The organism is Verrucomicrobiota bacterium, from assembly GCA_019247695.1.
Taxonomy (GTDB): domain Bacteria; phylum Verrucomicrobiota; class Verrucomicrobiia; order Chthoniobacterales; family JAFAMB01; genus JAFBAP01.
The window spans coordinates 1-23381 of record JAFBAP010000089.1; the positions used below are offsets into that span (position 1 = coordinate 1).

Here is a 23381-nt window from a genome sequence, read left to right on the forward strand (position 1 = left end):
CGCCGAACTCCGAACGCCGAACTCCGAACGCCGAACGCCGAACTCCGAACGCTTTCCCCTTCTTCCTCTTCCTCTTCCTCTTCCCGCCGTGGTCGCCGTGGCTCGCCGTGTTCGCCGTGTGAACTCTTACGTTGCGCCCGCCAAACCCGCTGTGCCCGCCGTGTGACCGAACTCCGAACTCCGAACTCCGAACTCCGAAACTACCCGTTACGCATATTGAGCCATGCACGGATCAACCGCCGGGCGATGGTGTCCAGATGCGGGTAACGGAGGTCGAGCCGGGCCATCAAGGCATTGGTTTCATCGACGTCGAACCACCGGACTTCGGCCAGTTCCGGCGCGCACACGATGTCGGTATTGATCGCCTCCGCGTGAAACCCAAGCATTAACGATTGGGGAAAGGGCCAGGGCTGCGACCCGAAATACCGCAGGTTGGTTACGTCAATGCAGGTTTCCTCTTTGACCTCGCGAATGACGGCTTGTTCGACGGTTTCTCCAGCTTCCACAAACCCGGCCAGCGTTGAGAAGATTCCTTCCGGCCAACTGGGCTGGCGCCCCAGGAGGCACCGGTTTTCGTTGTGCACCAGCATGATCGTTGCCGGGTCGCTGCGCGGAAAGATCTGGGTCTTGCACGATTCATTGGTGCACACCATGACATGGCCCGCTTCGCCGGGACGGGTCGGTGAGGCGCAGACATGGCAGAAACGCTGGCTGGCGTGCCAATGCATGATCGCACGAACGTAGAAAAGCAGCCCGCGATCCGCCGCGGTGAGTTGCCCCTGATAACTTCGAAGGTGGCCGAAAAAGGCGGCGGACTCGGTGAGCTGCAACTGGTCGAGCGCTTCGCGCTGGGTTTCAGCCCGAGCGGACAGGTCTAACGCAAACAAAGCCTGGTCATCAGCCTGGGTCCCAAGGAATACGATCGGGGCCGAATCAAAAGCCTGGGCTTCAAGGCGGACCGCGAGCGGTGGACGATTGCCGTCGTTCGCGAAAAGGTTTTGGCCTTTCCAGTATGGAACCATCCAGGCCGGCGCTTCAAACTGGCCGGACAGCCACCCTGAGTCGAGTCGCCGGTGCGAAGCCCGGTCGAACTTGTGAAGCAAAGGGTCCAGCGCCGTAACTTTAGCCATGCGCTATCTTTTTACATCGTGTGATCCATCCCGCAACCATGCATGCATGGACGACGGCAGCCTACGAGTGCCGCTTTTCCCCGCTTGGCCGGGCATCCCGGGGCACGAGTTCATTTTGAACCCAGGTTTCGCAGGAGCGCGCCGAGGATGCCACCGGCGCCGGCGCTTTCGACCCGTTCGATGGTCCTGGGCAGATAAGGCGACAATGCGTGCGCCAGGTTTGCGAGGGGTAACGACTGCAGCCAGATCCGGCCGGGGCCGGTCAAGGCAGCCAGAAAAATGCCGTCGCCTCCGAACAGCAGGTTTTTGATGCCGGGAATCCGGGTGATGCTGAAATTGACGGTCGCGTCAAACATGCCGACGTGACCCGGGTGCACGCGTAACGTTTCACCCGGTCCGAGGTCGTAGCTGACCACCTCGCCGTCCAGTTCGATCCACGCTTCCCCGGCTCCCGTTACCTGTTGCAGCAGAAAACCCTCTCCGCCAAAAATGCCGGCGCCGAGCGACTGCTGGAAACCGACCGAGAGTTGGACGCCGGGTGTCCCGCAGAGGAATCCGTGCCGATGGACCAGATAACTTTTCGCGGGTGTGACCGCGATCGGCAGGATGTGTCCGGGAACGCGCGTTGCGAACGCCAGCAAACCAGGTTCACCGTGCGCCGAGTATCGGGTCATGAAAAGCGAGCCGCCGCCTGCCAACCGTCTGAACGCGCCGAAAATGCCGCCGGAGCCCCCGAGTTGCGCGCTGGTCTGCAGCGTGATGGATGCACTCATCCAGGATAACTCGCCGGACACCGCCACCACGCTTTCGCCCGGCGCCAGTTGAAACTCCAGGACCGGCAGCGTGGTACCGATAATTCGATGGTTCATGCGCGCTTATGTACGGCAACCGGCGCGGCCTGACGAGACATCATTCCCATTCGGTCGCAGGAGACGGCACGCCGCACCACGGGGAGTCAAGCTTCGCCGGTTTCCGGTTGTAAACTGGGAAAAACGCGGAAGATCTCCTCGCGCGTCGGCCGGCGAACCGAGGCCACGTCGATTTCCTGGCGCCGGCCGTTGATTTCCGCGGTGAATCGTTCCCCCGTTTTCCGGCCGAGCAAGGCTTTTCCGAGGGGTGAATTGTATGGTATCGGAACCAGGTCACCTTCCTCGGGCAGGTGGTTGTCGCGTGCGCCGGCCACCAGAAAACTGTCGGTTGCGCCGTTCCAGTCGAGCGTTACCACGGTTCCGATCTCGATTTGGGCAACCGCGGGAGCGGCCGGGTCGGACGGCACCCAGCTGAGCGGATCGACCAGGGTGTGTCCCTGGGCAATCAGATCGTTCATTTCACGGGTCAGGCGGCGCTGGATTCGCCCCATGGTCCGGAACTTTTCTTTGGCGGCCTGGTAAGGGGCATTTTCGCTCAGGTCTCCGTCCAGCTTGGCAACCTTTGCCTCGCGCAGGGCGGCGTTCTTCTGGGCGACGGTGTCCTCAAAACGGTCGCCCAGGGCCCATGCGCTCACCGTCGAAAGGATGATTTTGTCTGGCATAATTCGTCTTCAACAGGCTTGCGCGGGAGCAATCCATGGAGATTTTACGGGCCGGTTCCCTGCAGACCCGCGTTAGGCTCTCCCCTATCCGCCCGTCACCTTAGACGTTACGCCGGCTCTGAGCTTCAACTCTTCAGCCGCAGCCAGGAAAAGCCGTACGGGGCGAGTTTCACCTTGATCTTTCCGTCTTTGACAGATTCCATCGGCAATTCGTCGAAAAGGTAAAGAAAGCGGATGAACCGTTCGTCCCAGAGGTGAACCGTCACTTCCACCGGTTTGCCGGCGAAATTATGCACGGCCAGCAGCGCATTTCGGTTCTCGTCTTCACAGGCATGGGCAAACACGTGGCTGGGACAATCGTTTTCCACGAACCGGAAATTACCTTCGCCGATCTCAGGGTATTCCTTCCGGGTGCGTATCAACCGCTCGAGCGCGTTGAGTAACGAGTCCGGCTGGCGTCGCTGGGTCTGAACGTTCACCTTGCGATAATCAAACGGCCCGGAGCTGACGAGGGGACGCCGCAACTGGCTCGGCGGAGCGGATGAAAATCCGGCATTCCGGTCGGGTGACCACTGCATGGGCGTGCGCACGCTGTAACGCTCTTCCTGTTTAAGGTCATCGCCCATCCCGATCTCATCGCCGTACCAAATGACCGGCGTACCCGGCAGCGAGAAGATCAGGCTGTAGCCGAGCATTTGCCGCGCGAGGTTTCCATCCAGCATCGGTGCCAACCGCCGGCGGATACCCCGGTCGTAGAGCTGCATTTCCGGCTTCGGCCCGAAAGCTTCAAAACAAAGCTCACGTTCGATGTTGCTCAGCCGGCTAAGGTCCAATTCATCATGGTTGCGCAGGAAATAGGCAAAATGGCAACCGCCGGGCAGCTTGGGCAACTGGAGCAGGCTGCGGGTCAGCGGCTCGGGTGACTCCTGAGCCATCGCGAGGAACAGGTGCGGGTTAACGAAGAAATTAAGCACCATGTGCATGCGCTCGCCGCGATTGCCGAAGAAATGCAGCATCTGGTCCGGAAGCACGTTCGCCTCAGCCAGCAGGATCGCGTTGCCGGTGCGCCACGACAGGAAACTGCGCAGTTCATCAAGAAATGTGAATTCCTCGTGGGGCCGCTTGTCGGCGTCCGCCCCCTTATAGGCGATCACGAACGGCGTGGCGTCCACCCGGAAACCCGACACGCCGAGGGCCAGCCAGAACCCCATGATCTTTTTGATTTCCGCACGAACGGCCGGGTGAGCCGTGTTCAGGTCGGGTTGATAGTCATAGAACCGGTGAAAGTAGTAGGCTTTGGCCAGCCGGTCGTAATGCCACACGGAGCGCTGTTTCCCCGGAAAAACCACTTGGTCGCTCGTGTTGCCGGGTTCATCCTTTCGCCAGACGTAATAGTCGTGGTACTGCGGGCGGCCGCGCCGGGCCGCCTGGAACCACGGGTGCTGGTCCGAGGTGTGGTTGACCACCAGATCGATGATGACCCGGATCCCGCGGTCCTGGGCCTCGTGCATGAAAGCAACGAAATCGCCGAGATCGCCCAGGGCCGGATGGACGTTGATATAATCGGTGATGTCGTAGCCGTTGTCGCGCCCGGGCGACGGGTAAAACGGCAGAAGCCAGACGCAGTTTACGCCGAGGCCGGCAAGGTAACTCAGGCCTTGTTGCAGCCCGATAAAGTCGCCGATCCCGTCCCCGTTCCCATCCTTGAAAGTATCGACGTCCACACAATAAATGACCGCGTTCTTGAACCAGCGACTTTCCATGGTGGCAAGGGGAATGGAATGCATGCGGGAGCGATCCACGCTTTCACAGATCTTTTCGGATTAGAAGAGGATTCGGCAGCGCATATTTACCGGCACGCCGAGGAATGGAGCGCCTACGTTCAGAAGCGCCAGTCGCTCATGGCCTGACAGGGTTGAATCCCTACCGGATCCGCGCTGATTTTCAGGCACCGGGCCTACCCGGATTACAGAGGCCGGACGACCGGTCCGGCTCACTTGTTCTGTTTTTGTCAGCACACAAGGTTTATGGAGAACCGAAATCAAACCGCGCAAGACAATGCCCCCGGGCAGCCCAGCCAGACCGACATGATCCTTGGACGACCGGCCGATCAGGCGCCCAAAGACGTTGTTGCGGCAGTGGCGCCGGACCAGATCGACCCGGTGCTTCGGCCGCGTTACCAACAGCTTTTACAGCTACGCGATGACCTCATCGATCAGGAAAACAACCTGCAGGCGCAGGGCGAAGAGGTGCAACCGAAGGACCGGCAACAGGCGGATGCGGAGTCGGCCACCGTCATCAACCTTCGCGACATGGCGTTTGCCCGCGCCATGACTTACAACGAGTTAATCGAAGAAGTAAACGAGGCGCTGGGCCGGATCGAGGGCGGCACCTACGGCCGTTGCGAATTGACCGGCAAACCGATTCCCGCCGAACGGCTTGACGCCATTCCCTGGACACGATTCACGGCCGAAGCCGAAGCGCAACTGGAAAGGGAAGGTCAGGCGCCGGCCCAGTTCCGTTTTCCTGACGCCGGGCGGCTCAAAGGCAGCTCGGAGACGATCGAGCTTAGCGGCGGCAACGAGACGCAGACCACCGAGGAAGGACCCGCCTCTCCTTCGCAATCCGAAGAAAAGAGATAAAACGTCCACAGATTACGCAGATTAAAGGGATTAAGGATTCACCCCGGCATGCCGGCTTCCACCCGACACTCGGCACTCGGCACTCAACACTCGGCACCCGGCACTCCTCACCCGTTGTTGGCTGCGCCGCGCGCGTCACCGATGTTCACCTGCACTGAGCTGACGCGTTTACGCCCGGCCATTTCCTCGCCCGCTTCAGGCGGTAACCGGGCGAAACTGATGGCGGACCACAGTGAAATCAGACCCACCAGCAGGAACGCAAACGGAAAATCCGCGGCCGACAACCTCGTGTGCCCGTGTAGCGCCATGGTCGACTGGAGCGTCGACGCAGCCACCGTAATGCCGAGGCTGAGGGAAACCTGCTGGGCTACACTTGCAAAACTGGTTGCGGCACTCATGCGAGGTTGTTCGACCTCGGCATAGCTGATGGCGTTGATGCAGGTAAACTCCAGGGAACGGAAGAAGCCGCCCACGAAAAGGACCAAGACGATAATCGCGACCGGCGTCGTTTCGGCGAAGAGGGCAGGGGCGGCGATCAGCACGGCACTGATGATCGAGTTGACGACGAGCACCCGGCGGAAGCCATACCGCCGGAGGATGCCGGCGGCCGCGGTTTTCATCCCCATCGCGCCGATCGCCGCGACGAAGGTCAACAGGCCGGAGTTCAGCGGGCTGAATCCGAAGCCGAGCTGCAGCAGCAAGGGCAACAGAAGCGGCATGGCGCCTACGCCGATGCGAAATAGCGAGCCGCCGGTAATGCCGGCGCGAAAAGTGGGAAGCCGCAGCAGGCTGAGGTCCAGAAGGGGAGTTTCGTCCCGGCACGCGTGCCACACGTAGAGCGCCGACAAGCCCAGGCCGGTCACGAGTAACGCTGCCGCCACCCACGGCGAAACGAAACTAACGTCCATCACGGCGGCCCCCGAAACGACGGCCGCCAGGCCGACCCCGGAAAGCACAAAGCCGAGCGCGTCGAACGGGGGCACGTCGTCCGCCCGGACATTCGGGATGTAAAGCGTTGCGAGAATCATCCCGAGCCCCGCAATCGGCAGGTTGATCCAGAAGATCCAGCGCCATGAAAAAAAGGTGGTGATAAACCCGCCGACGGGCGGCCCGATGACCGGCCCGAGCAAGGCAGGGATCGTCAACCAGGCAAGTGCACCGACTAACTCCGAACGTGGTACCGTGCGCAGAATGACTAATCGTCCCACCGGCACCATCATCGCGCCCCCGACTCCCTGAAGGGCTCGGGCCGCCACCAGGACCTGGACGTTGCCGGCAAACCCGCAAAAGGCTGATCCCAGAGCAAAGACCAGAATCGCAGCTCGGAAAACGATCCGAGCCCCGAACCGGTCTGCCGTCCAGCCGGACGCAGGGATGAAAACTGCCAGGGTAAGCAGGTAGGAGGTGAGCGCCAGCTTCAGCTGGATCGGGCTCTCGTGCATGTCATGGGCAATTGCCGGCAGCGCGGTCGACAGCACCGTCGCGTCAAGGTTTTCCATGAACAATGCGCAAGCCACGATCAGGGGCACCAAAATCCTTAGAGGCAGGGTGCCATTCTCCTGAGCTCGAGCCAAAACCGCCATTCCTGTGTTAAGCCAATGTCACCGTCGAACTGCTTGCGCCAACAAATATTACTCGGGAACGTCCCTAGTACGGCACTCAGGCAGGGGTTAACGAGGAGCGAGTAAGCGGGCACGACGACAGAGTTCACACGGTCACACGGCGGGCACAGTGGGTGGGGCGGGCACAACGTAAGAGTTCACACGGCGACCACGGCGGAAAGAGGAAAGGGTTCGGGGTTCGGAGCCGGGAGATGTCACGAATGAAGAGGGAACCGACGCCGTTGTGAGGTGTCCCTCTTAATCTGTGTCAATCTGTGTAATCTGTGGATGTTTTCTCTCTTTTCTGCGTTCTCTGCGTGTTCTGCGGATGATTTCTTGTTCGTTACAGGGAGTGCGCGATGGCGCGGCTCAGCTCCATCAACTCTTCGCTGAGCAGCCGCGCCAGGCCCGCGTAATCACCCGGTTGCCACCCTGACCGGCGCGCTTCGAAACTGCGGCCGGCGATCGGGTCGGTGCCGTTGGCCGCGAGGACCTGGTACCGGGCGGTGAGGATCACCTGGCCGGTATCGGTACCCTCGAAACGCTGCAACTGAATCGCCACGCTGTAAGAGGAATCGCCTGGTGGTGGAGAGGTGGGTGTAAACGACGTGGCCTGAACGTGCGCCACCCGGTTCAGACCCTCGGCCACCATCCTTGCAATCCCTTGATCCAGCGGCTCCGCCCATCGCGCTGAGCTGGCGTAGGCCACCTGGTTTCCTGCCCTGACCATCACCAGACTGTTCCTGGCGAGGTAGGCCGGAACCGCGACCCTCTGGACATAGACACTCGGACCGCCATGGCTCCGGCCGTTGCCGCCCGCAGGCGGGGTAAGCAAATAAAATTGCGGCAACGGTTCCCTGGCGGCACAAGCCGCCAGAAAAAATGCCAGCGCCAGCCCGATGGCCCTGAGCTTGAATTTCCGTTCCCGTCTCACGGCTGATCCTGGCGGGGCGGCTTACGGCCGAACAAAATCGAGTTCGGGTGTCGCTGCAGAAAATCCGAAAGGTTCTGGATGGATGCTGCTGCGGCACTCAACTGCGAAAGGGAACTGTCCAATTGATACTGGAACCCGGAGTTCGGTTTAAGCATGGTGTTCAGGCTGCCCACCGTTTTCTGAATCGATGCCAGCGTCCGCTTGGCTTCATCCAGGGTCGGATTCAGATTTTTCGCAGCCGGGCTAAGTTCGGTGTCAAGGTTCTTGAGCGTCGCCGTCAATTGATCGAAAGACGTATGCAGGCTGGTGAGGACTCCTTTGACGTCCGGACCATTCACCAGCTTGTTGAGGGATTCAGTTGTCTCGTTGAGCGAAGCGCCTAGTTTTTCCAGTTGCATGGCGTCGATGCCCGTACGCGCGCTCGCCACCAGATCCTGGACGTTCTGTGCCAGAGCAAGAAAGTTGACGTTGCCCAGGTTGCTGACCGCTTTCGTTACGTTGGTCATGATGGCTTCGATGTCAGACGGTTCGCCCGGGATCATCAGGTAGCGTTCATCCCCCGATTCCGGCGGGATAAGCAGCGGCGGTGCGTCCTTGTAAAAGTCGAGCGAGACGTAAAGCTGACCGCTGATCAGGCTCTCAAAATCCAGCTTTGCCCGCAACCCGTTCTCGACCCGCTTCTCGTTCAACTGGCGGCTCGACAAGTCGATGGGGGCACCGGTGTGCTTCTCGACCAGACGGGTGTCAATGGCGTAAAACACCTTGACGAACGGCGGTTGGGTGGCACCGCGGAGACTGAGAGCGACCTTGCTGACCTGGCCCACGGTCACCCCCTTGAATTTAACGTTCGATCCTACCGTCAGGCCGTTTACCGATTGATTAAAGTAAGTAAGAAAAACCTGCTTTTCGGAAAACAGGTTCATGCTGCCGAAAAACACGATAGCGCCGACGGCGATGAGGAGGGCGCCGAGAACGAACGCCCCAATGAGGGTCGGATTAGCTTTTCGACTCATGCGGTCCTTTCCGGCCGTGCGAAAGTTCCCCGCGGAGGAGAAAATCCCGTACCTTGGGATGGCTGTGTCCCTCCTCGACCAGGTCTTTCGGACTGCCTTGGGCGATCATTCGTTTTGTGTCGGCATCCAGGAAAATGGAGTTGTCGGCGATGGTGAAAATTGAGGGGAGCTCATGCGTAACCACCATGATGGTGGTGCCGAGGCTATCCCGCAGCCGCAAGATCAAGTCGTCCAGCCGCCGCGAACTGAGCGGGTCCAATCCGGCCGACGGTTCATCGAAAAACAGGAAGGCCGGGTCAAGCGCCATGGCTCGAGCCAGGCCGGCGCGCTTGCGCATGCCGCCGCTGATTTCTGCAGGATAAAATTCTTCAAACCCTTTCAGCCCGACCAGCGCAAGCTTCAGCGACACGATCTCCTGGATCTCCCGGCGGCCCAACCGGGTGTACTGCTCGAGCGGCAGGGCCACATTTTCAGCCAGCGTCATCGAACTCCAGAGCGCTCCCGCCTGGAATAACACGCCGAATTTGCGCTGCATGCTTTCTCTTTCTTCGGGTGACGCCTTCGAGTAGCTTTGGCCGTCGTACAAAATCTCGCCTTTTTCTACCGCTTTAAGCCCGATCATGTATTTCAAAAGGGTGCTCTTGCCGCAACCGCTGCCGCCCATGATCACCATGACTTCACCCTTTTTCACGGTGAAATTGATGTCGCGCATCACCACGTAAGAACCGTATCTCAGCTCGAGGTCTCTGACTTCGATCGCGCAGGTCCCCTGGCCACCCTCGGTGTCCCGTGAAGGTCCGGGTCCGCCGGCATGCGGATCAGGCGCCCCGGCTTGCGGCATCTCGACTGCAGGTTGGGTCATTATCTTATATTCAGGGTTTGTTGGATGACATCGAGCACCGCGTCGCCGGCCACAATCCACGTGATAGACAACACCACGGCCGAGGTGGCGGCATCGCCGACGGCGGCGGCATCCCGGCCGCACGCGATTCCGCGCTGGCATCCCGCCATGGCCACGATCACCCCGAAAACCGAACTTTTCACCAGGCCGATCATGACATCGGTGAGATGGACTGCCCCGAGGGTCTGATTCCAGTATTGCTGCAGGCTGACGCCCAGAAAACTCATCGCGACCAGCGCCCCGCCGGCCATCCCTATCAGGTCGGCATAGAGCGTCAGCAGCGGCATCATGATGCAAAGCGCCAGCACCCGCGGGCTCACCAGAAAATCCGTCGGCGAAATGGCGAGGGTGACGAGCGCGTCGATCTCTTCCGAAACCTTCATGCTTCCAATCTGCGCGGCAAAAGCGGCTCCGGTTCGCCCGGCCATGATGATCCCGGTCATGAGCGCGCCCATTTCCTGCGTTATACCCAGCCCCACCAGGTTGGCTACGTAAATGCCCGCCCCGAACTGCCTCAACTGGATGGCGCCGACAAAGGCGAGAATCAACCCGGTCAGAAAACTGATCAGACTGACGATCGGCAACGCCTGGGCGCTGCACTCCTGCATCGTCAGCCAGAACAGCCGCCAGTCGAATGCCGCTTGCCGTCTCAGGATGCGGCCAAAGCTCAGAATGATTTCGCCAATGAAGGTGAGGGTGGCGACCGCCCCGCCGGCGAGCCCCAGCACCCATTCGCCCAGAAACACCAACAGGGTCCTGCGTTCGGCCCGGGCGCGGCCGGTCTTTCTTTCCGGGACCTCATTGGCAAGCGCCTCCAGGTCCCGAATCCCTGCAGGCAACGAATCCTCCACCAGACGGACCTGGTGCTGGCGGCACCATTCCTCAACCCGCGAGATCAAAAGGAGGAGGCTGCTGTCCCAGCTTTCCAATCCATTCGTCCGGAATGCCAGACTGGCCACCGGTCCCTGGTGATCTAACTCCGACATAACCTGGTCGATTTGCCGGGTCGGAATGCGCCGGATGCTCCAATTCCCGTCGACCGCCATAACCACCTGGTCACCGGTTTTCTGAACCGAAGCCCGGGCGTCCGGTTGTACCGTTGAAGAATTGGTCGTTTCCATCGGCTCCCCAAAACCCACCGCAGGGTTCCTGCCCAACAACGACCAGAGAGTGCATCGGGTCAACGCCGGACTCGGCCCGGCACATTATTTAGGTAGCGGGAAATGGGCCGGTGCCGGCTGGTATGGCCCCTGTTTTCACGCGTAACGATTGATGACGGGGCGACGATCGCTCATCATGGGAAAACCCCTCCTATGGACCTCTACACCCTCACCAACGCCAACGGAATCGAAGCCCGGGTCATCAACTACGGCGCTCACCTTGTCTCGTTGAAAGTTCCCGATCGAAACCGCCATTTTGCCGACGTGCTGCTCGGTTTTGATCGCCCTGAAGAGTACGAGCAGCCCAACCCCTATTTCGGAGCGATCGTGGGCCGGTACGCCAACCGCATCGCCCATGGCCGCTTTACCCTGAACGGCGTCACCTACCAACTGGCCACCAACGATCGCGGCAATCACTTGCACGGCGGGATCCGTGGTTTCGACAAGGTTTTCTGGCAGGGCCAGCCTTCTGAACCGGCGGGTCGCGGCTCAGGCGTCACCTTGACTTACCTGAGCCCGGATGGAGAGGAAGGGTATCCCGGGACCTTACGGGCGAAGGTCACTTACGTTCTCAACGACGAAAATGGGCTCGAAATTCATTATGAAGCGACGACCGACCAGCCGACCGTGATTAATCTTACCAATCACGCCTATTTTAATCTAACCGACGGGGGCCGCGGAACCATCGTCGATCACGTGTTGACGATCGCCGGCAGCCGCTTTACCCCGACGGACAAAGCCTCCATTCCGACCGGCCGGGTCGTAAGCGTGCACGGTACCCCGTTTGACTTCACCAGACCCACCCCCATCGGCGCACGAATCCGGGAGGAAAATGAGCAGCTTGCCGATGGCCTCGGGTACGATCACAACTGGGTTCTCGACAAAATCGGCCACGAGCTTTCGCTGGCCGCAACGGTTCATGACCCGGCTTCAGGACGGTTCATGGAGGTGTTAACAACCCAACCCGGAATTCAGTTTTATTCCGGGAACCAACTTGACGGCTCGGTCCGGGGTAAACAAGGGACCTCTTACCAGTTCAGGTCGGGGCTTTGCCTGGAGACCCAACACTTTCCTGATTCACCCAACGAACCTTCGTATCCCTCAACGGTCCTGAATCCGGGAGCGACGTACACCCAGACCACCATTTACCGTTTCTCGGTCAGGTAGCCCGGCCGGCCTCGGGATTGATCCGGACTGCGGATCAACGGAATCATTTTCCCTTGAGGGAAAACGATCCGAATGATCCGCGATCCGGATCATTCGTCCTTAACCGGCAGGTTGCCAAAGCCGGATTTGCCTTGCTCAACCTTGGTTTCAAGCGCGACACGCAGCTCTTCGGCTGCGGCCCGGCTGGCCGCCTTCGCTTTGCTGGTCGCCTCGGATTGGTCCTCTTGATCCGGTGACGCTGACTTCTCCTCGTGCGTTACATCTTCGTCCATAAAGCCATTCTCCTTCTTGTCGGCCGGTCTTGCAGCATCAAAGCGCAAAAGCGGTGATGTCCAAAGAAGGCGCACCTGCGACCGGCTGTCATCTTCAGCCCACGCCTTGCGTCCTTCGGCAAGTCCATCATGGTTCTTCCTCTTTTTTCCTGGCCTCCTTCAGGGCGCTTTTGTACCAGCGCCCGGTTTGAAACCGGACAAGGAAGCAGGTCATCTTTACCACTTCCTCCAGGATTTTCGCCGCGAAAATGCCGTAAAATCCGAAAGGGGCAAGCAGTCCCAGCCCGATCGCGGCCGGCAACCCAACCGCGTACGTACCCGCGAGATTGCCGATGAGGACAAAGCGGGTGTCGCCGCCGCTGGCGAGCACGCCATTGCCGAGCACGCTGCTGAGAACTTTGACCGGCTGCGTTGTGGCCATCAGGATCACCCCCCAGAACGCCAGTTGCAGAACATCCTTGCCGACTTTCGGGTAAAGCACCGGCAACAGCGTGCTGGACGCGGCGTACAACACGCCGAGCACCACGGCGGTGATCAGGCCGAATCGGATTGTCTGCCAGGCGCTGGCTTTGGCGGCTTTGACCGAGCCGACGCCTAAAGCCTGGCCGATAACGGCCACCGCAGCGGGACCAAAGCCGGCTGAAACCACGATAAAGACGTTTTCCAGAGACATTGAGACCTGGCTGGCCGCCAGCGCGGTGGTGCCCAAACGCGTAAAAACGACCGTATAAATAAACGTGCTGGTACCCCAAAGAACTTCCGACAACGCAATTGGTGCGGTGAGCCGGACAAGTTTCCGGCCCGTCGCGATGATTTTCGAACCTCGTCCCGGCCACAACCAGGTCAGCTCCTTTTTGCCCGTATAAAGAATCGCCATCAACGCCAGGCACCGGCAGCTCTGTGAAATCAGCGTCGCCAGCCCAGCCCCTGCCACGCCGAATTTCGGGACGGGTCCGAACCCCAGGACCAGCATAAAGCCGAGCGCAGTATTCAGCGCGACGGCGCTGCCGGTGATGATCATCGGCGTTCGGGAATCGTCCAATGACCGGAAAACGGCGCTCGTGACCGAACTCAGGATCATCGGCGCCGTCGAGATGGCGTACAGTTGGAAGTAGCTTTTGGCGTCCTCAGCCAGCTGCGCATCTGCGCCCACCAATTGGAGAATGGGTTGGGAAAGCGCGACGAAGCTAATCGCCGTGAACAGCCCGAGGATGCCCGAAAGCACCTGGCCTGCCATCGCGACACGCGACACCTCGTCCATGTCTTTGCGTCCGAACGCCCGAGCCACCATCACCCCGGCACCAACACCCGCCGACGCATACAGCAACAGCGCAATCGAAGCGATACTGTTCGATAATCCGACGCTGGCCACCGCACCTGCACCCAGATAGCCAACGATTATCTGATCGACAAAGTTGAAACCCATCTGGAAGACCGACTCCAGACTGATGGGCACGGCCAGACGGATGATCTTGCCCGGATCACCACGTGAGTTGGGATCCTTTCCCGCTGGTTCTGCCTGGCCGGGAAAGGACGCTGGTTGCTTCTGTGTCGATTCGGCCAAAGGGGGAAAGGATCCGGGTAACTTGGACTCGTTTAAAGACGCTGCACTCTAGCCGGTTATTCGATTGTCCCCCGCCTTGTGGATTCAGTCACACCACGGGCACAGCGGGTTTGGCGGGCATAACGACTGAGTTCACACGGTCACACGGCGGCCGCAGCGGGGGTGGCGGGCACAACGACTGAGTTCACACGGCGAACACGGCGGCCCACGGCGGGAAGACAGAAATCAGCCGCAGAACACGCAGAAGAACGCAGAAAAGAGGATCCATCCACAGATTACACAGATTGACACAGATTAAGGTCACACGGCGGCAACTCCAAGGTTGACACTCGCACCCAACCCCCATGCTGCCGCTCCGAACTCCGAACTCCGAACTCCGAACTCCGAACTCCGAACTCCGAACTCCGAACTCCGAACTCCGAACTCCGAACTCGTTCCCCTTCTTCCCGCCGTGGTCGCCGTGGTTCGCCGTGTTCGCCGTGTGAACTCTTCCGTCGTGTCCGCCCTCCTCGCTGCGCCCGCTGTGTGACCGTGTGCCCGTGTGAACTCTTACGTTGTGCCCGCCAAACCCGCTGTGCCCGCCGTGTGACCGTGCAACCGCGCCACGAACTCCGATTCTCGGGAATGCACCACCGCTAAGTAATCTTCCGCCCGGGTAAGGGCCACATAAAAGAGGGCTTCCTGTTCCTCGGGTGCGCGGTTAAGCCAACCTGCCTGCGGCAGGATATCGGCCCACAGAAAAACCACGGCTTTAAATTGCAATCCTTTCGCGTGAAAAATGTTGAGCAGCTTAACGCCGGGCTCGTTGACCCGGGTGCGTGCGGCTGTATCCGCCCGGTTACTCAGCCAGATAAAAGGGATGGCTTTGGCGTTAAGGTCACGGCGGAACTGGGCGAAGGTTTCGGTCAGATCCTGCAGCACCGCCGGCACCAGCACCCCGATGTCAGCCGGACGAAGCGGACGAGAAAGCTGCCGGGTGCCGAATCTGCCCCGGAGTAAACCGGCGATCAAGTCGACGGCGTGCGCGCACTCATCGAGCCGATCCTTTGCCCGAATCACCACCGGCGGCACCCCGCTTGAACGCGCCGCTTGCGCATGGTCAACGGCGACCGGGCTCACCCCATCGTCCTCCCAGTCCTCCGTCCGGGCAAACGGCGCCGCGAACCCCATGATCTCGCGGGCGTTCCGATAACTCTTGCGCAGGTAGAGCGTACGGCCCTGAACCGAAAACCCGAGGCTGCTCCAACGGGTACGCCGCCTGCCATAGAGGCCCTGGTTGCCATCGCCCGCAATCAGAAGGTCTCCGTGCTCGGGATTGTGCAGCAGGCAGCGCGCGCATCGAAACCAGACCGGATCAAAATCCTGGGCTTCGTCGATCAATACCGCGTCATAACGAAGTTCAGGGGCGACGATCCGGAACCGTGCCAGCAACCGCCGGCCGAGTTCGCTTTGCGGCTCCGCCGGGTGGGTTCGCCGAATCACGCCGTAGTCACGGGCGAGCTTATCGAAGTGCCGGACGGTGATTAACTCGCCTGCTCCGTGCAGGGCACGCTCGAGATAACTGCCAAGCGAGACGTTGAAACAGATTATCAGGACGCGCCGGCCGGCTCCTTGAGCCAGGAGGCGCGCCCGCGAGACCAGCACGATCGTTTTGCCCGACCCGGCAGCCCCGAACATCAGGCGGGGGCCGGACCCCGGATCGCGAACGGCGAGTTCCTGTTCCAGGTCGAGCACCCTGAAATCAAGTAAACCCTTTTCGGAGGATTCCACCATTCCCGGCCGGGGGACGCTGACCACTTCGACGGCGATCTCATCGACAACCGCGGCCTTCTCCGGCGTTGACGGTCCAAGCCGCAACCATGGCACGCCGGGTACAGCGGTTTCCGCCGGAGGAACCACCCGGGCGGCGGACGGGACCGCCACCGGACCTCCCAGGCTCGAGATCAGCAACTCCGGATGAAGGATTGCCCGAAGCGTTTTTACCTGAAATTCGGTCATCACCGGAAACGGCCAGCTCGGGTGGAAGAACCGGCCCAAACCGGTTGAGGCCTGATTGCCGAAGGCCGCCTCCAATTCGTCGCCGGTAATCACATCCGGTGCGGAAAAGAGAGCGTTCCAGCCTGAACCAGCCAACTGGCTACGGGTGAGGTTTGACAGCACCGCCAAGGCAGCAAGAGGAAAAAAGAATTGGTCGTCGGGTTGGAGGAGGTGCTGCGCCCATAAACGTTGCCGGCAACGCTCCTGGAGGTCATCCAGGTAAGTCCGCATTTCCTGCCGCGGGTGTTCGCAGGAACGAATTCGTCCCTGGCGATCCTTCACCGTGATCCGCTCATGGTTGCCGCCGATCAGGTTTTCCGGGAGCCATCCTCGGACGTCGATCGCCAGCAGACCCTGCCCGGGGTCGATCACGACGAAAGCCGGGTGCCGGCGCCTGAGATTTGCCTCGTAGTAAACGATGCAATCGGTGGCCAGATGGCGACGCAAAAGTTCATGGATGCGCTTTTCAGCGTCACTCGCGTGGTTTGGCAACCGGCCAGGGACACAAACCGCCATAAGGATGGCCGAAGCGTACCGTAGCGACCATGAGGCTGTCGAGCCGCGTTGCGTGGCGCCACCTTTAAGGTAGACCCCCCATTGTTCTATCCGCCCTACCATCGTGCGGGCTTCTTCCCATTGCACTTTCAGCCGCCTTGCGTGAAGCAGTCTTAGTATGAATTATCGCAGACTCGGTAAGGCTGGAGTTAAACTTAGCGAACTGTCCCTGGGGTCCTGGGTAACGTTCGGCGACCAGATCTCGGACGATGTCGCCGAAGCTTTGATGATCAAAGCCTACGAGGGCGGCGTGAATTTCTTTGATAACGCCGAAGGGTATGCTTCGGGCCGGTCCGAGCTCGTCATGGGCAAGATCCTCAAGAAACTCGGCTGGCCACGCGATACCTGGCTCGTATCCAGTAAAGTTTTTTTCGGTGCGGCGCCGCAACCGCAAAAGCCGAATCAATACGGTTTGAGCCGCAAACACGTCTTTGAAGCTTGTCACGCTGCGTTGAAGCGGCTGCAGGTGGATTACCTTGACCTGTTTTTCTGCCATCGGTCCGATCCCGAAACGCCCATCGAGGAAACGGTCCGGGTCATGTCCGACCTGATTACCCAAGGCAAGGTACTCTACTGGGGCACCAGCGTCTGGACCGCCGCGGAAATCCTGGAGGCGCACTTGGTGGCGCGGCAGTACAACCTGGTACCCCCGGCCATGGAGCAGCCTTACTATAACCTTCTGCAACGAGGCAAGGTCGAGGGGGAATACACCCAGCTTTATGACCGGTTCGGTATGGGTACAACCATCTGGTCGCCGCTGGCCAGCGGTCTGCTTACCGGTAAATACAACGAGGGTTTGCCGTCCAACGCCCGGCTCGGCCTGGAAAGCTACGGCTGGCTCCGCGACTGGATCATCAAGCCTGAGCGGCTGGAGAAGGTGAAGGCATTTTGTAATCTGGCCGGCAAAATCGGCCTGAAACCGTCTGTCCTGGCGATCGCCTGGTGCTTGAAAAACCCCAACGTCAGCACGGTCATTCTGGGCGCTTCGAAAGTCCAACAGCTCGAAGAAAATCTGCAGGCGTCCGCCGCAGCCGAGCAATTAACCCCGGACCTGATGGAGCGCATCGAGGAGATCATGGGCACCAAGCCTCCGGAACCGTCCAATTCGGATAACCATTAAAATGCCATAAATGGAAGAGGGTAACGGGTAACGGGTGGAAGGGCACGGGCCGTCGAAGTCACCCCTGAGCGGCATATACTCGACGCGACACCCGACACCCGGCACCCGTTACTCGTTACCCGCCACTATTTTCCATTTGTGGCATTCCCCACTCACCCGGCGCCGTCGGCCCGCGGGTGGAGGGGGACGTGCCCGATGATCTCGAGCCCGAACCCGTCCAATCCGACGACTTTCTTCGGGCTGTCCGTCAGCAGGCGCAACCGGTTGACTCCGAGGTCGGCCAGGATTTGCGCGCCCAAACCGTATTCGCGCAGCGGCTTTTTCGAGAGAGCGGGCGGCGCGTCTTCCCCGTCGGGGGTCGGCAGGTGTGTAAACGGCAGGCTGGTGGGCGTGCCGCGCGATTCCTGTCGCAGGTAAACCAGAACGCCCGGGTCGGCCTGGGCCAAACGCTCGAGCGAACGGTGTAATACGTTCGCGTCATCGCCGATCCGGGACCCGAACAGATCCTGGACGCTGTTCTCCCGGTGAACCCGGACCAGCGCGGTATCCTTGCGGGCCAGGTCGCCATGCACCAGGGCAATGTGCGTGCCGTCATCGATCAGGGACCGGTAAAGGTAGAGCTCGAACGGTCCGTAGTCGGTCGGCATACGGATCACCTCCTCGCGCCGGATCAGCTTTTCGCGCGAACTCCGGTACGCGATCAGATTTTCGATCGAATACAGCTTCAGGCCATGCTGCTGTTTGAACCGGATCAGGTCCGGCATTCGCGCCATTGAACCGTCGTCGTTTGTTAATTCGGCGAGCACGCCCACCGGGCGTAGCCCGGCCAAGCGCACCAGATCGACCGCAGCTTCTGTATGCCCGGCCCGGCTCAGCACCCCACCTTCCTGGAAGCGCAACGGGAAAATGTGGCCGGGCCGGACAAAGTCTTTGGCGGCCGTGCCCGGACTCGCCAGCAACCGGATGGTCCGGGCTCGGTCTGCAGCCGAGATCCCGGTGCTGATGCCCTCCCGCGCATCCACCGAGACCGTAAATGCGGTTCGCATCGACTCGCGATTCGTGCGGGTCATGAGCGGCAGGTCCAACCGGTCCAGGTCCGCTCCTTGCATCGGTACACAGATCACCCCGGAAGTGTAGCGCACCATGAACGCCACCAATTCCGGCGTGGCGTGCTCGGCAGCAAAAATCAGGTCGCCTTCATTTTCACGGTCGGCGTCATCCGTTACGATCACGATCCGGCCGTCGCGCAAGCCGGCGAGCACTTCCTCAATGGGATCAAAGCTCATGCAAGCCACCTGAGGCCAGCCGCCGCGATTTTGCAAGCCTGCAACCTCAGGACGTCCACCCTCCCGCCGGGGACCGAAAAAAGGTGAAGATTTCCTCCAAAAATTTGCTGAGGACCGCAGCCATGGAACATCCCGAGGCCCTTGTGACCAGCGTCCACAATTATAACGAACCTACGGTTTCCGGTGAGACCGGGAAGACACGCATCGACCTCCGATGGGAAGGTCCGCATGAAATCGGTGACTTCGAGCTGGAACGTTTAGGCAACGTCTTAAACAACGAGACTGAAACCGAGCATACCGGCTGGGTAGAGGTTGTATATCCCGGAAACGCGAAAACCGGTGACGTCATCCCTCTACGGAAGTCCTCTTAGCTAACAATTTTTTTGTTTTGTCCGAAAACCAGAACCGTCGCATGACCGTGACGGGGCCAGTCTTTTTTTGCCCCCGTTCCGTCATGATTTCACTATCTCTATGGCCACCTCGCAAGAACGCCGCAAGCTCGGTGCATTGACAACCTCCCCGCTCGGACTCGGCTGTATGGGCATGTCCGCCTTTTACGGTGAACGGGATGAAGAGCAATCGGTCGCGACCCTGAAGCGGGCGCTCGAACTGGGGGTCGACTTTTTCGATACCGCTGATGTGTATGGCATGGGCCATAACGAAGAACTCGTCGGCCGCGTTCTTAAGCCTATCCGGGGCCAGGTCATCATCGCCACTAAATATGCTAATACCTGGAACGAAAAGGGCGAGCGGACCGGGATCAGTAACGATCCCCGCTACATCAAACAGGCTTGTGACCGCAGCCTGCAACGCCTCGGCATTAACGTGATTGACCTCTACTACATGCACCGGCGTGATCCCCAGGTGCCCGTGGCCGAATCCGTCGGGGCCATGAAGGAATTGGTGGAGGCCGGCAAAGTCCGGTTTCTGGGACTCTCGGAGGTTTCCGTCCAAACCTTGCGTGAGGCGCACGCGATTCATCCGATTGCCGCCGTCCAGACCGAGTATTCCTTGTTCACGCGTGATGTCGAAACCGAAATTCTGCCTGCCTGCCGTGAACTCGGGGTCGGGTTCGTTCCGTACAGCCCGCTCGGGCGCGGTATTCTTACCTCCGGCCTGCGGGACCTGAATCAGCTCAGCCCGCACGATTGGCGCCGTAACAGCCCGCGGTTCCAGCCGGAAAACTTTTCCAGGAACGTCGAGATCATCAAGCAGCTCGACGCGGTCGCGCAGGAAAAAGGCTGCACCACGACGCAATTGGCCCTGGCCTGGGTGTTGGCAGCCGGTGATGACGTCGTCCCGATCCCGGGCACCAAAAAGGTCAAATACCTTGAGGAGAACGTCGGCGCCCTGAAGGTCCATCTCACCCCGGAGGAGTGCCGGCGCCTGCGGGAACTTGTTCCTCCGGGCGCGGTTGCCGGTGAGCGGTACGCCGAGGAAGGAATGGCGGCAGTAAACCGGTGAGCGTTCCGGACGGCGGGTTCGTGACCAGCCGGCAAACGTTGCTTTTCAAGCTGCCGGTTGCGCTTTGGCTTGCCTGGATCATCTATTGGCTCCGGGCAGCCCGCTCGGCAGCCGGAACCCGGCGCTCGGAATCGTGGCAGTCAGGGGTTTCTTATCGTATTCCGCTTTGCCTCGGCATCGTGCTTCTGAGCCTTCGACGGTTGCTTCCGCCTCCCTGGTCACACTTGCTCTACCGGGCCCCGATCCAAAGCGCAATCGCAGCGGTGGCCCTGCAGGGGGCCGGCCTGGGTCTGACCGTGTGGGCCAGGATCCACCTTGGAAAATACTGGAGCGCAACCATCACCCTGAAACAGGGCCATCAAGTGATTCAAACCGGTCCCTACGCGCGGGTCCGGCATCCCATTTACAGCGGGTTGCTCCTGGCCTTGGTTGGTACCGTCATCTGGATCGGAACGCTCCAGAGCTTTCTCGGGGCCGGCCTGCTGTTCGGTTCGTTTATCCGCAAGCTAACCCTGGAAGAGCGCTGGCTGCGCGAACACCTGGGTGACGAATACGGCCGTTACCAGCAGCGGGTCAAAGCGCTCATCCCCGGGCTTATCTAATGCCACATACTCGGTGACGGGTAACGGGTAACGCGTAGCGCGTAACGGGTGATGGGTAATGCGTGCGGGTCGGCGTCTGACCCTGAGGGCCGGATACTGGACGTCACGCTCAGTCTTTTTCTTCCCGCCGTGATTGCCGCGTTTCGCCGTAGCGCCGTGCGGTCGAACCCGCTACCCGCTACCCGCAACCCGTTACCCGCTACGCGTTACGCGTTACCCGCCACCGACATTTACGGCAGGATCAGCCCCTGCGGGGCATTCGTCCCGGCGGTGACCTCGCGCGAACCGACCGACGTCGCGCATCGGCGGCACAGGTAATCATACACCTCACGATCCGGCAGGACCAATAACAGCTTTTCGTAGACCGGCTGTGTAGCCTTGCATTTGGGACAGTACAACGACGATGCCCGTAACGTTTTAAACTGGTTCATAAACAACACCTGAAACGAAATAAACCATTATAAATTACGCGACTACGCCGCGCCGCAATGCCGAAGCGCACCGGCCAGGCTGTCCGACCCGAATGCCCAAGAATGGCATTTACAAAACCCGGCGCCCAGGACCGGTCGCCGTGGTCATTCAACCCCGAAGCGTTTCAGGAGTTCGCTGGCCGGAGTTTTCACGTAGTCGTGTTTCAGGTTATCTCTGAGCGATTCCCGCAGTTTCGAAGGGACGTGCTGAAGGATGTGCGGGTTGATCTCGGCCGGGATTGCCACCGACCATCGGAGCGGTTGGTGGCGTGACACGATCTCGGTGATGGCTTGGCCGACCCGATGAAAAAGGCGCGCGTCTTTTTCGGTTTCCATCGTCTGGCGCTCAGCGATCCCATTTCCCTGGCCAGCGCTGTCACCCTTCGGAAAAGCACCCGCCTGATCAGTCAATTGATCCTGGTAACGCTGATGCGCCTCCGTGAACTGAAGCTGGTCAACAAGTACTGCCGTCCTACCATGGGCCGGGTTTTTCTGAACCGTATACGCCTTCACGTTCCCGCGATCCGCCACGATTAAAAGGTGAGCCAACGCCATATGATTTTGAGATCGCGGCCGGAACGCGGGTCGGGTTTACTCAGAGCATTTCCAGAGGCGCCTTGCTTTGCGGTGGCGGGAAGAGGCGGTTCAGTTCCACCAGGTCTTCCACGCCCACATGCAGAGCAAGCGCGGCATGGTTTTCCCGGACGTGCGCTGCGTTGCCTGCCTTCGGGATAACGATTGTCTCCGGCCGCTGCAAAAGCCAGGCCAGCGCGAGCTGGGCCGGAGTTACACCGCGCCGGTTTGCCAACCCCTTTAACCTCGACAGGAGACGTCCCTGCTCGACCGGTGAATAAGCCATGATCGGGATTCCCTCGATTTCGCAGCAGGGCAGCAGATCGAACTCCGGTCCCCGGCGCATGAGGTTATAAAGGATCTGGTTTGCGGCGATCGCAGGCAGGCGGGGCAGGCGAAAGGCCTCTTCAAGATCGGAGACATCAAAGTTGCTGACCCCGTAATGGCGGATCTTTCCATCGTGCTTGAGCTTTTCGAAAGCGGCGAAGGTTTCCTCCAGCGGAACCGAACCGCGCCAGTGCAGAAGGTAAAGATCCAGATGCCCTGTTCGCAGGCGGTATAAGCTCCGTTCACAGGCATCGACGGTGCCTTTCAAGGTGGCATTGTGCGGGTACACCTTGCTGACGAGAAACACCTCATCCCGCCGGCCCTCAATGGCCTCGCCCACGAGTTCCTCGGCTGCGCCGTCGGCGTACATCTCAGCCGTGTCGATCAGCGTCAGGCCAAGGTCCAATCCAACCTGGAGGGCAGTGATTTCATCGCGGCGTTTCCGCCGGTCCTCCGCCATGCGCCACGTCCCCTGCCCCAGCGCCGGAACCGTTTCACCGCCCGGCAAGACGCATCTTTTCGAGGACTCAGAGTCCGTCATAGGCTGACCCGTCAGAATGGAGGGTAAGGCGGCCAATAGTAAGGTCCCGGCGGGCCGTAGAAAGAAGCGGGAATCATATACGGATCGTACGGCGATGAGACGAAATGATGCCGGTGCCGGTGCCGATGAGCCAGACTGTGCCGGTACCGTGCCGGATACCGATGTTGGCGATAATGAGCAAAATGACCAGAGCGGCCTCCCGCGAGGTGGTAATGGCGGCCATAGCGATGCCGGGCGTACCTGGGAGAGGCAAAAGCGGCATGATGACGCGACCGGCGATACCGGGACGCATGACCGGCGCGCGCCGTCGAGTCCAGGCCGGTTCTGACTCTCGGAACGTCAGGTTGGGACGGCAACTCGCTTACCCCGGGCAGCAAGTCGGAAGGGGGTTGCTGCTCGGAAGCGGTAGTCCCCCCCGGAGGCGAGTCGCTGGACGCCACTTGAGCCTGGACAAGTCCACCTGTCACCACCAGCGCGTACACAGCCACCAC

General features: G+C 60.3%; 23 protein-coding genes. 6 read left to right on the forward strand and 17 right to left on the reverse strand.

The genetic code is table 11. The features are described from left to right. Positions 1-200: 200 nt before the first annotated feature. The 4 genes from nudC to JO015_09950 form a co-directional block, all read right to left on the reverse strand. Positions 201-1130, reverse strand: a complete 930-nt coding sequence (nudC, locus tag JO015_09935; GenBank protein MBV9999419.1) for an NAD(+) diphosphatase — start codon at positions 1128-1130, stop codon at positions 201-203. Positions 1131-1240: 110 nt separating this feature from the next. Beyond that, positions 1241-1999 (reverse strand): TIGR00266 family protein, encoded by a 759-nt coding sequence (locus tag JO015_09940; protein ID MBV9999420.1) that lies wholly within the window; start codon positions 1997-1999, stop codon positions 1241-1243. Positions 2000-2085: 86 nt separating this feature from the next. Continuing rightward, a complete protein-coding gene (locus JO015_09945; GenBank protein ID MBV9999421.1) occupies positions 2086-2661 on the reverse strand; it encodes a GreA/GreB family elongation factor in 576 nt (191 codons plus the stop codon). A 125-nt stretch (positions 2662-2786) separates the two neighbouring features. Next, positions 2787-4424, reverse strand: coding sequence for an alpha-amylase family protein (locus JO015_09950; GenBank protein ID MBV9999422.1), 1638 nt, complete (start codon positions 4422-4424; stop codon positions 2787-2789). Between the two features lie 549 nt (positions 4425-4973). Here JO015_09950 and JO015_09955 point away from each other — a divergent pair. Then, positions 4974-5303, forward strand: coding sequence for a TraR/DksA C4-type zinc finger protein (locus JO015_09955; GenBank protein MBV9999423.1), 330 nt, complete (start codon positions 4974-4976; stop codon positions 5301-5303). A gap of 107 nt (positions 5304-5410) precedes the next feature. On the opposite strand, the gene JO015_09960 is transcribed toward JO015_09955, so the two are convergent. The 5 genes from JO015_09960 to JO015_09980 form a co-directional block, all read right to left on the reverse strand. Next, positions 5411-6886 (reverse strand): MFS transporter, encoded by a 1476-nt coding sequence (locus JO015_09960; protein ID MBV9999424.1) that lies wholly within the window; start codon positions 6884-6886, stop codon positions 5411-5413. Between the two features lie 361 nt (positions 6887-7247). Beyond that, positions 7248-7838 carry a membrane integrity-associated transporter subunit PqiC gene (locus JO015_09965; GenBank protein ID MBV9999425.1) on the reverse strand — a complete coding sequence of 197 codons (591 nt, stop codon included), beginning with the start codon at positions 7836-7838 and terminating at the stop codon, positions 7248-7250. Next, positions 7835-8851, reverse strand: a complete 1017-nt coding sequence (locus JO015_09970; protein MBV9999426.1) for an MCE family protein — start codon at positions 8849-8851, stop codon at positions 7835-7837. The genes JO015_09965 and JO015_09970 overlap by 4 nt, the downstream gene beginning before the upstream one ends. After that, positions 8835-9692 carry an ATP-binding cassette domain-containing protein gene (locus JO015_09975; protein MBV9999427.1) on the reverse strand — a complete coding sequence of 286 codons (858 nt, stop codon included), beginning with the start codon at positions 9690-9692 and terminating at the stop codon, positions 8835-8837. Before JO015_09975 ends, JO015_09970 begins: the two co-directional genes overlap by 17 nt. Positions 9693-9712: 20 nt before the next feature. Continuing rightward, on the reverse strand, positions 9713-10798 hold the full coding sequence (locus tag JO015_09980; protein MBV9999428.1) for an ABC transporter permease: 1086 nt from the start codon (positions 10796-10798) through the stop codon (positions 9713-9715). Positions 10799-10975: 177 nt separating this feature from the next. Here JO015_09980 and JO015_09985 point away from each other — a divergent pair, with 177 nt between their 5' ends. After that, on the forward strand, positions 10976-12079 hold the full coding sequence (locus tag JO015_09985) for a galactose mutarotase (GenBank protein MBV9999429.1): 1104 nt from the start codon (positions 10976-10978) through the stop codon (positions 12077-12079). An 89-nt stretch (positions 12080-12168) separates the two neighbouring features. On the opposite strand, the gene JO015_09990 is transcribed toward JO015_09985, so the two are convergent. The 3 genes from JO015_09990 to JO015_10000 form a co-directional block, all read right to left on the reverse strand. After that, on the reverse strand, positions 12169-12351 hold the full coding sequence (locus JO015_09990; protein MBV9999430.1) for a hypothetical protein: 183 nt from the start codon (positions 12349-12351) through the stop codon (positions 12169-12171). A gap of 127 nt (positions 12352-12478) precedes the next feature. Next, on the reverse strand, positions 12479-13807 hold the full coding sequence (locus JO015_09995) for an MATE family efflux transporter (GenBank protein MBV9999431.1): 1329 nt from the start codon (positions 13805-13807) through the stop codon (positions 12479-12481). Positions 13808-14464: 657 nt separating this feature from the next. Next, a complete protein-coding gene (locus tag JO015_10000) occupies positions 14465-16570 on the reverse strand; it encodes a UvrD-helicase domain-containing protein (protein ID MBV9999432.1) in 2106 nt (701 codons plus the stop codon). A 55-nt stretch (positions 16571-16625) separates the two neighbouring features. Between JO015_10000 and JO015_10005 the strand changes: the two genes are divergently transcribed. After that, positions 16626-17627 (forward strand): aldo/keto reductase, encoded by a 1002-nt coding sequence (locus tag JO015_10005; protein MBV9999433.1) that lies wholly within the window; start codon positions 16626-16628, stop codon positions 17625-17627. A 152-nt stretch (positions 17628-17779) separates the two neighbouring features. Here the strand turns inward: JO015_10005 and ribB are convergent, their stop codons facing one another. After that, complete coding sequence (ribB, locus tag JO015_10010; GenBank protein ID MBV9999434.1) at positions 17780-18913, reverse strand: 3,4-dihydroxy-2-butanone-4-phosphate synthase; 1134 nt, start codon at positions 18911-18913, stop codon at positions 17780-17782. A 122-nt stretch (positions 18914-19035) separates the two neighbouring features. Between ribB and JO015_10015 the strand changes: the two genes are divergently transcribed. The 3 genes from JO015_10015 (at position 19036) to JO015_10025 (ending at position 20979) form a co-directional block, all read left to right on the forward strand. Further along, positions 19036-19284 carry a hypothetical protein gene (locus JO015_10015; protein ID MBV9999435.1) on the forward strand — a complete coding sequence of 83 codons (249 nt, stop codon included), beginning with the start codon at positions 19036-19038 and terminating at the stop codon, positions 19282-19284. 100 nt (positions 19285-19384) lie between these two features. Continuing rightward, a complete protein-coding gene (locus JO015_10020) occupies positions 19385-20377 on the forward strand; it encodes an aldo/keto reductase (protein ID MBV9999436.1) in 993 nt (330 codons plus the stop codon). Beyond that, positions 20374-20979 carry an isoprenylcysteine carboxylmethyltransferase family protein gene (locus tag JO015_10025; GenBank protein MBV9999437.1) on the forward strand — a complete coding sequence of 202 codons (606 nt, stop codon included), beginning with the start codon at positions 20374-20376 and terminating at the stop codon, positions 20977-20979. The genes JO015_10020 and JO015_10025 overlap by 4 nt, the downstream gene beginning before the upstream one ends. A 230-nt stretch (positions 20980-21209) precedes the next feature. Here JO015_10025 and JO015_10030 read toward each other — a convergent pair whose 3' ends face one another. The 4 genes from JO015_10030 to JO015_10045 all read right to left on the reverse strand — a co-directional run bounded on the left by JO015_10030 (position 21210) and on the right by JO015_10045 (position 23113). Further along, complete coding sequence (locus JO015_10030; protein ID MBV9999438.1) at positions 21210-21410, reverse strand: cytoplasmic protein; 201 nt, start codon at positions 21408-21410, stop codon at positions 21210-21212. 144 nt (positions 21411-21554) lie between these two features. Beyond that, positions 21555-21998: a host attachment protein gene (locus JO015_10035; GenBank protein ID MBV9999439.1), complete on the reverse strand. Its 444-nt coding sequence runs from the start codon at positions 21996-21998 to the stop codon at positions 21555-21557. A gap of 46 nt (positions 21999-22044) precedes the next feature. Beyond that, the gene (locus JO015_10040; protein ID MBV9999440.1) at positions 22045-22890 is read right to left on the reverse strand and encodes an aldo/keto reductase; all 846 of its coding nucleotides are present in this window, start codon (positions 22888-22890) and stop codon (positions 22045-22047) included. A 73-nt stretch (positions 22891-22963) separates the two neighbouring features. Beyond that, positions 22964-23113, reverse strand: a complete 150-nt coding sequence (locus JO015_10045) for a hypothetical protein (GenBank protein ID MBV9999441.1) — start codon at positions 23111-23113, stop codon at positions 22964-22966. Positions 23114-23381: the final 268 nt, after the last annotated feature.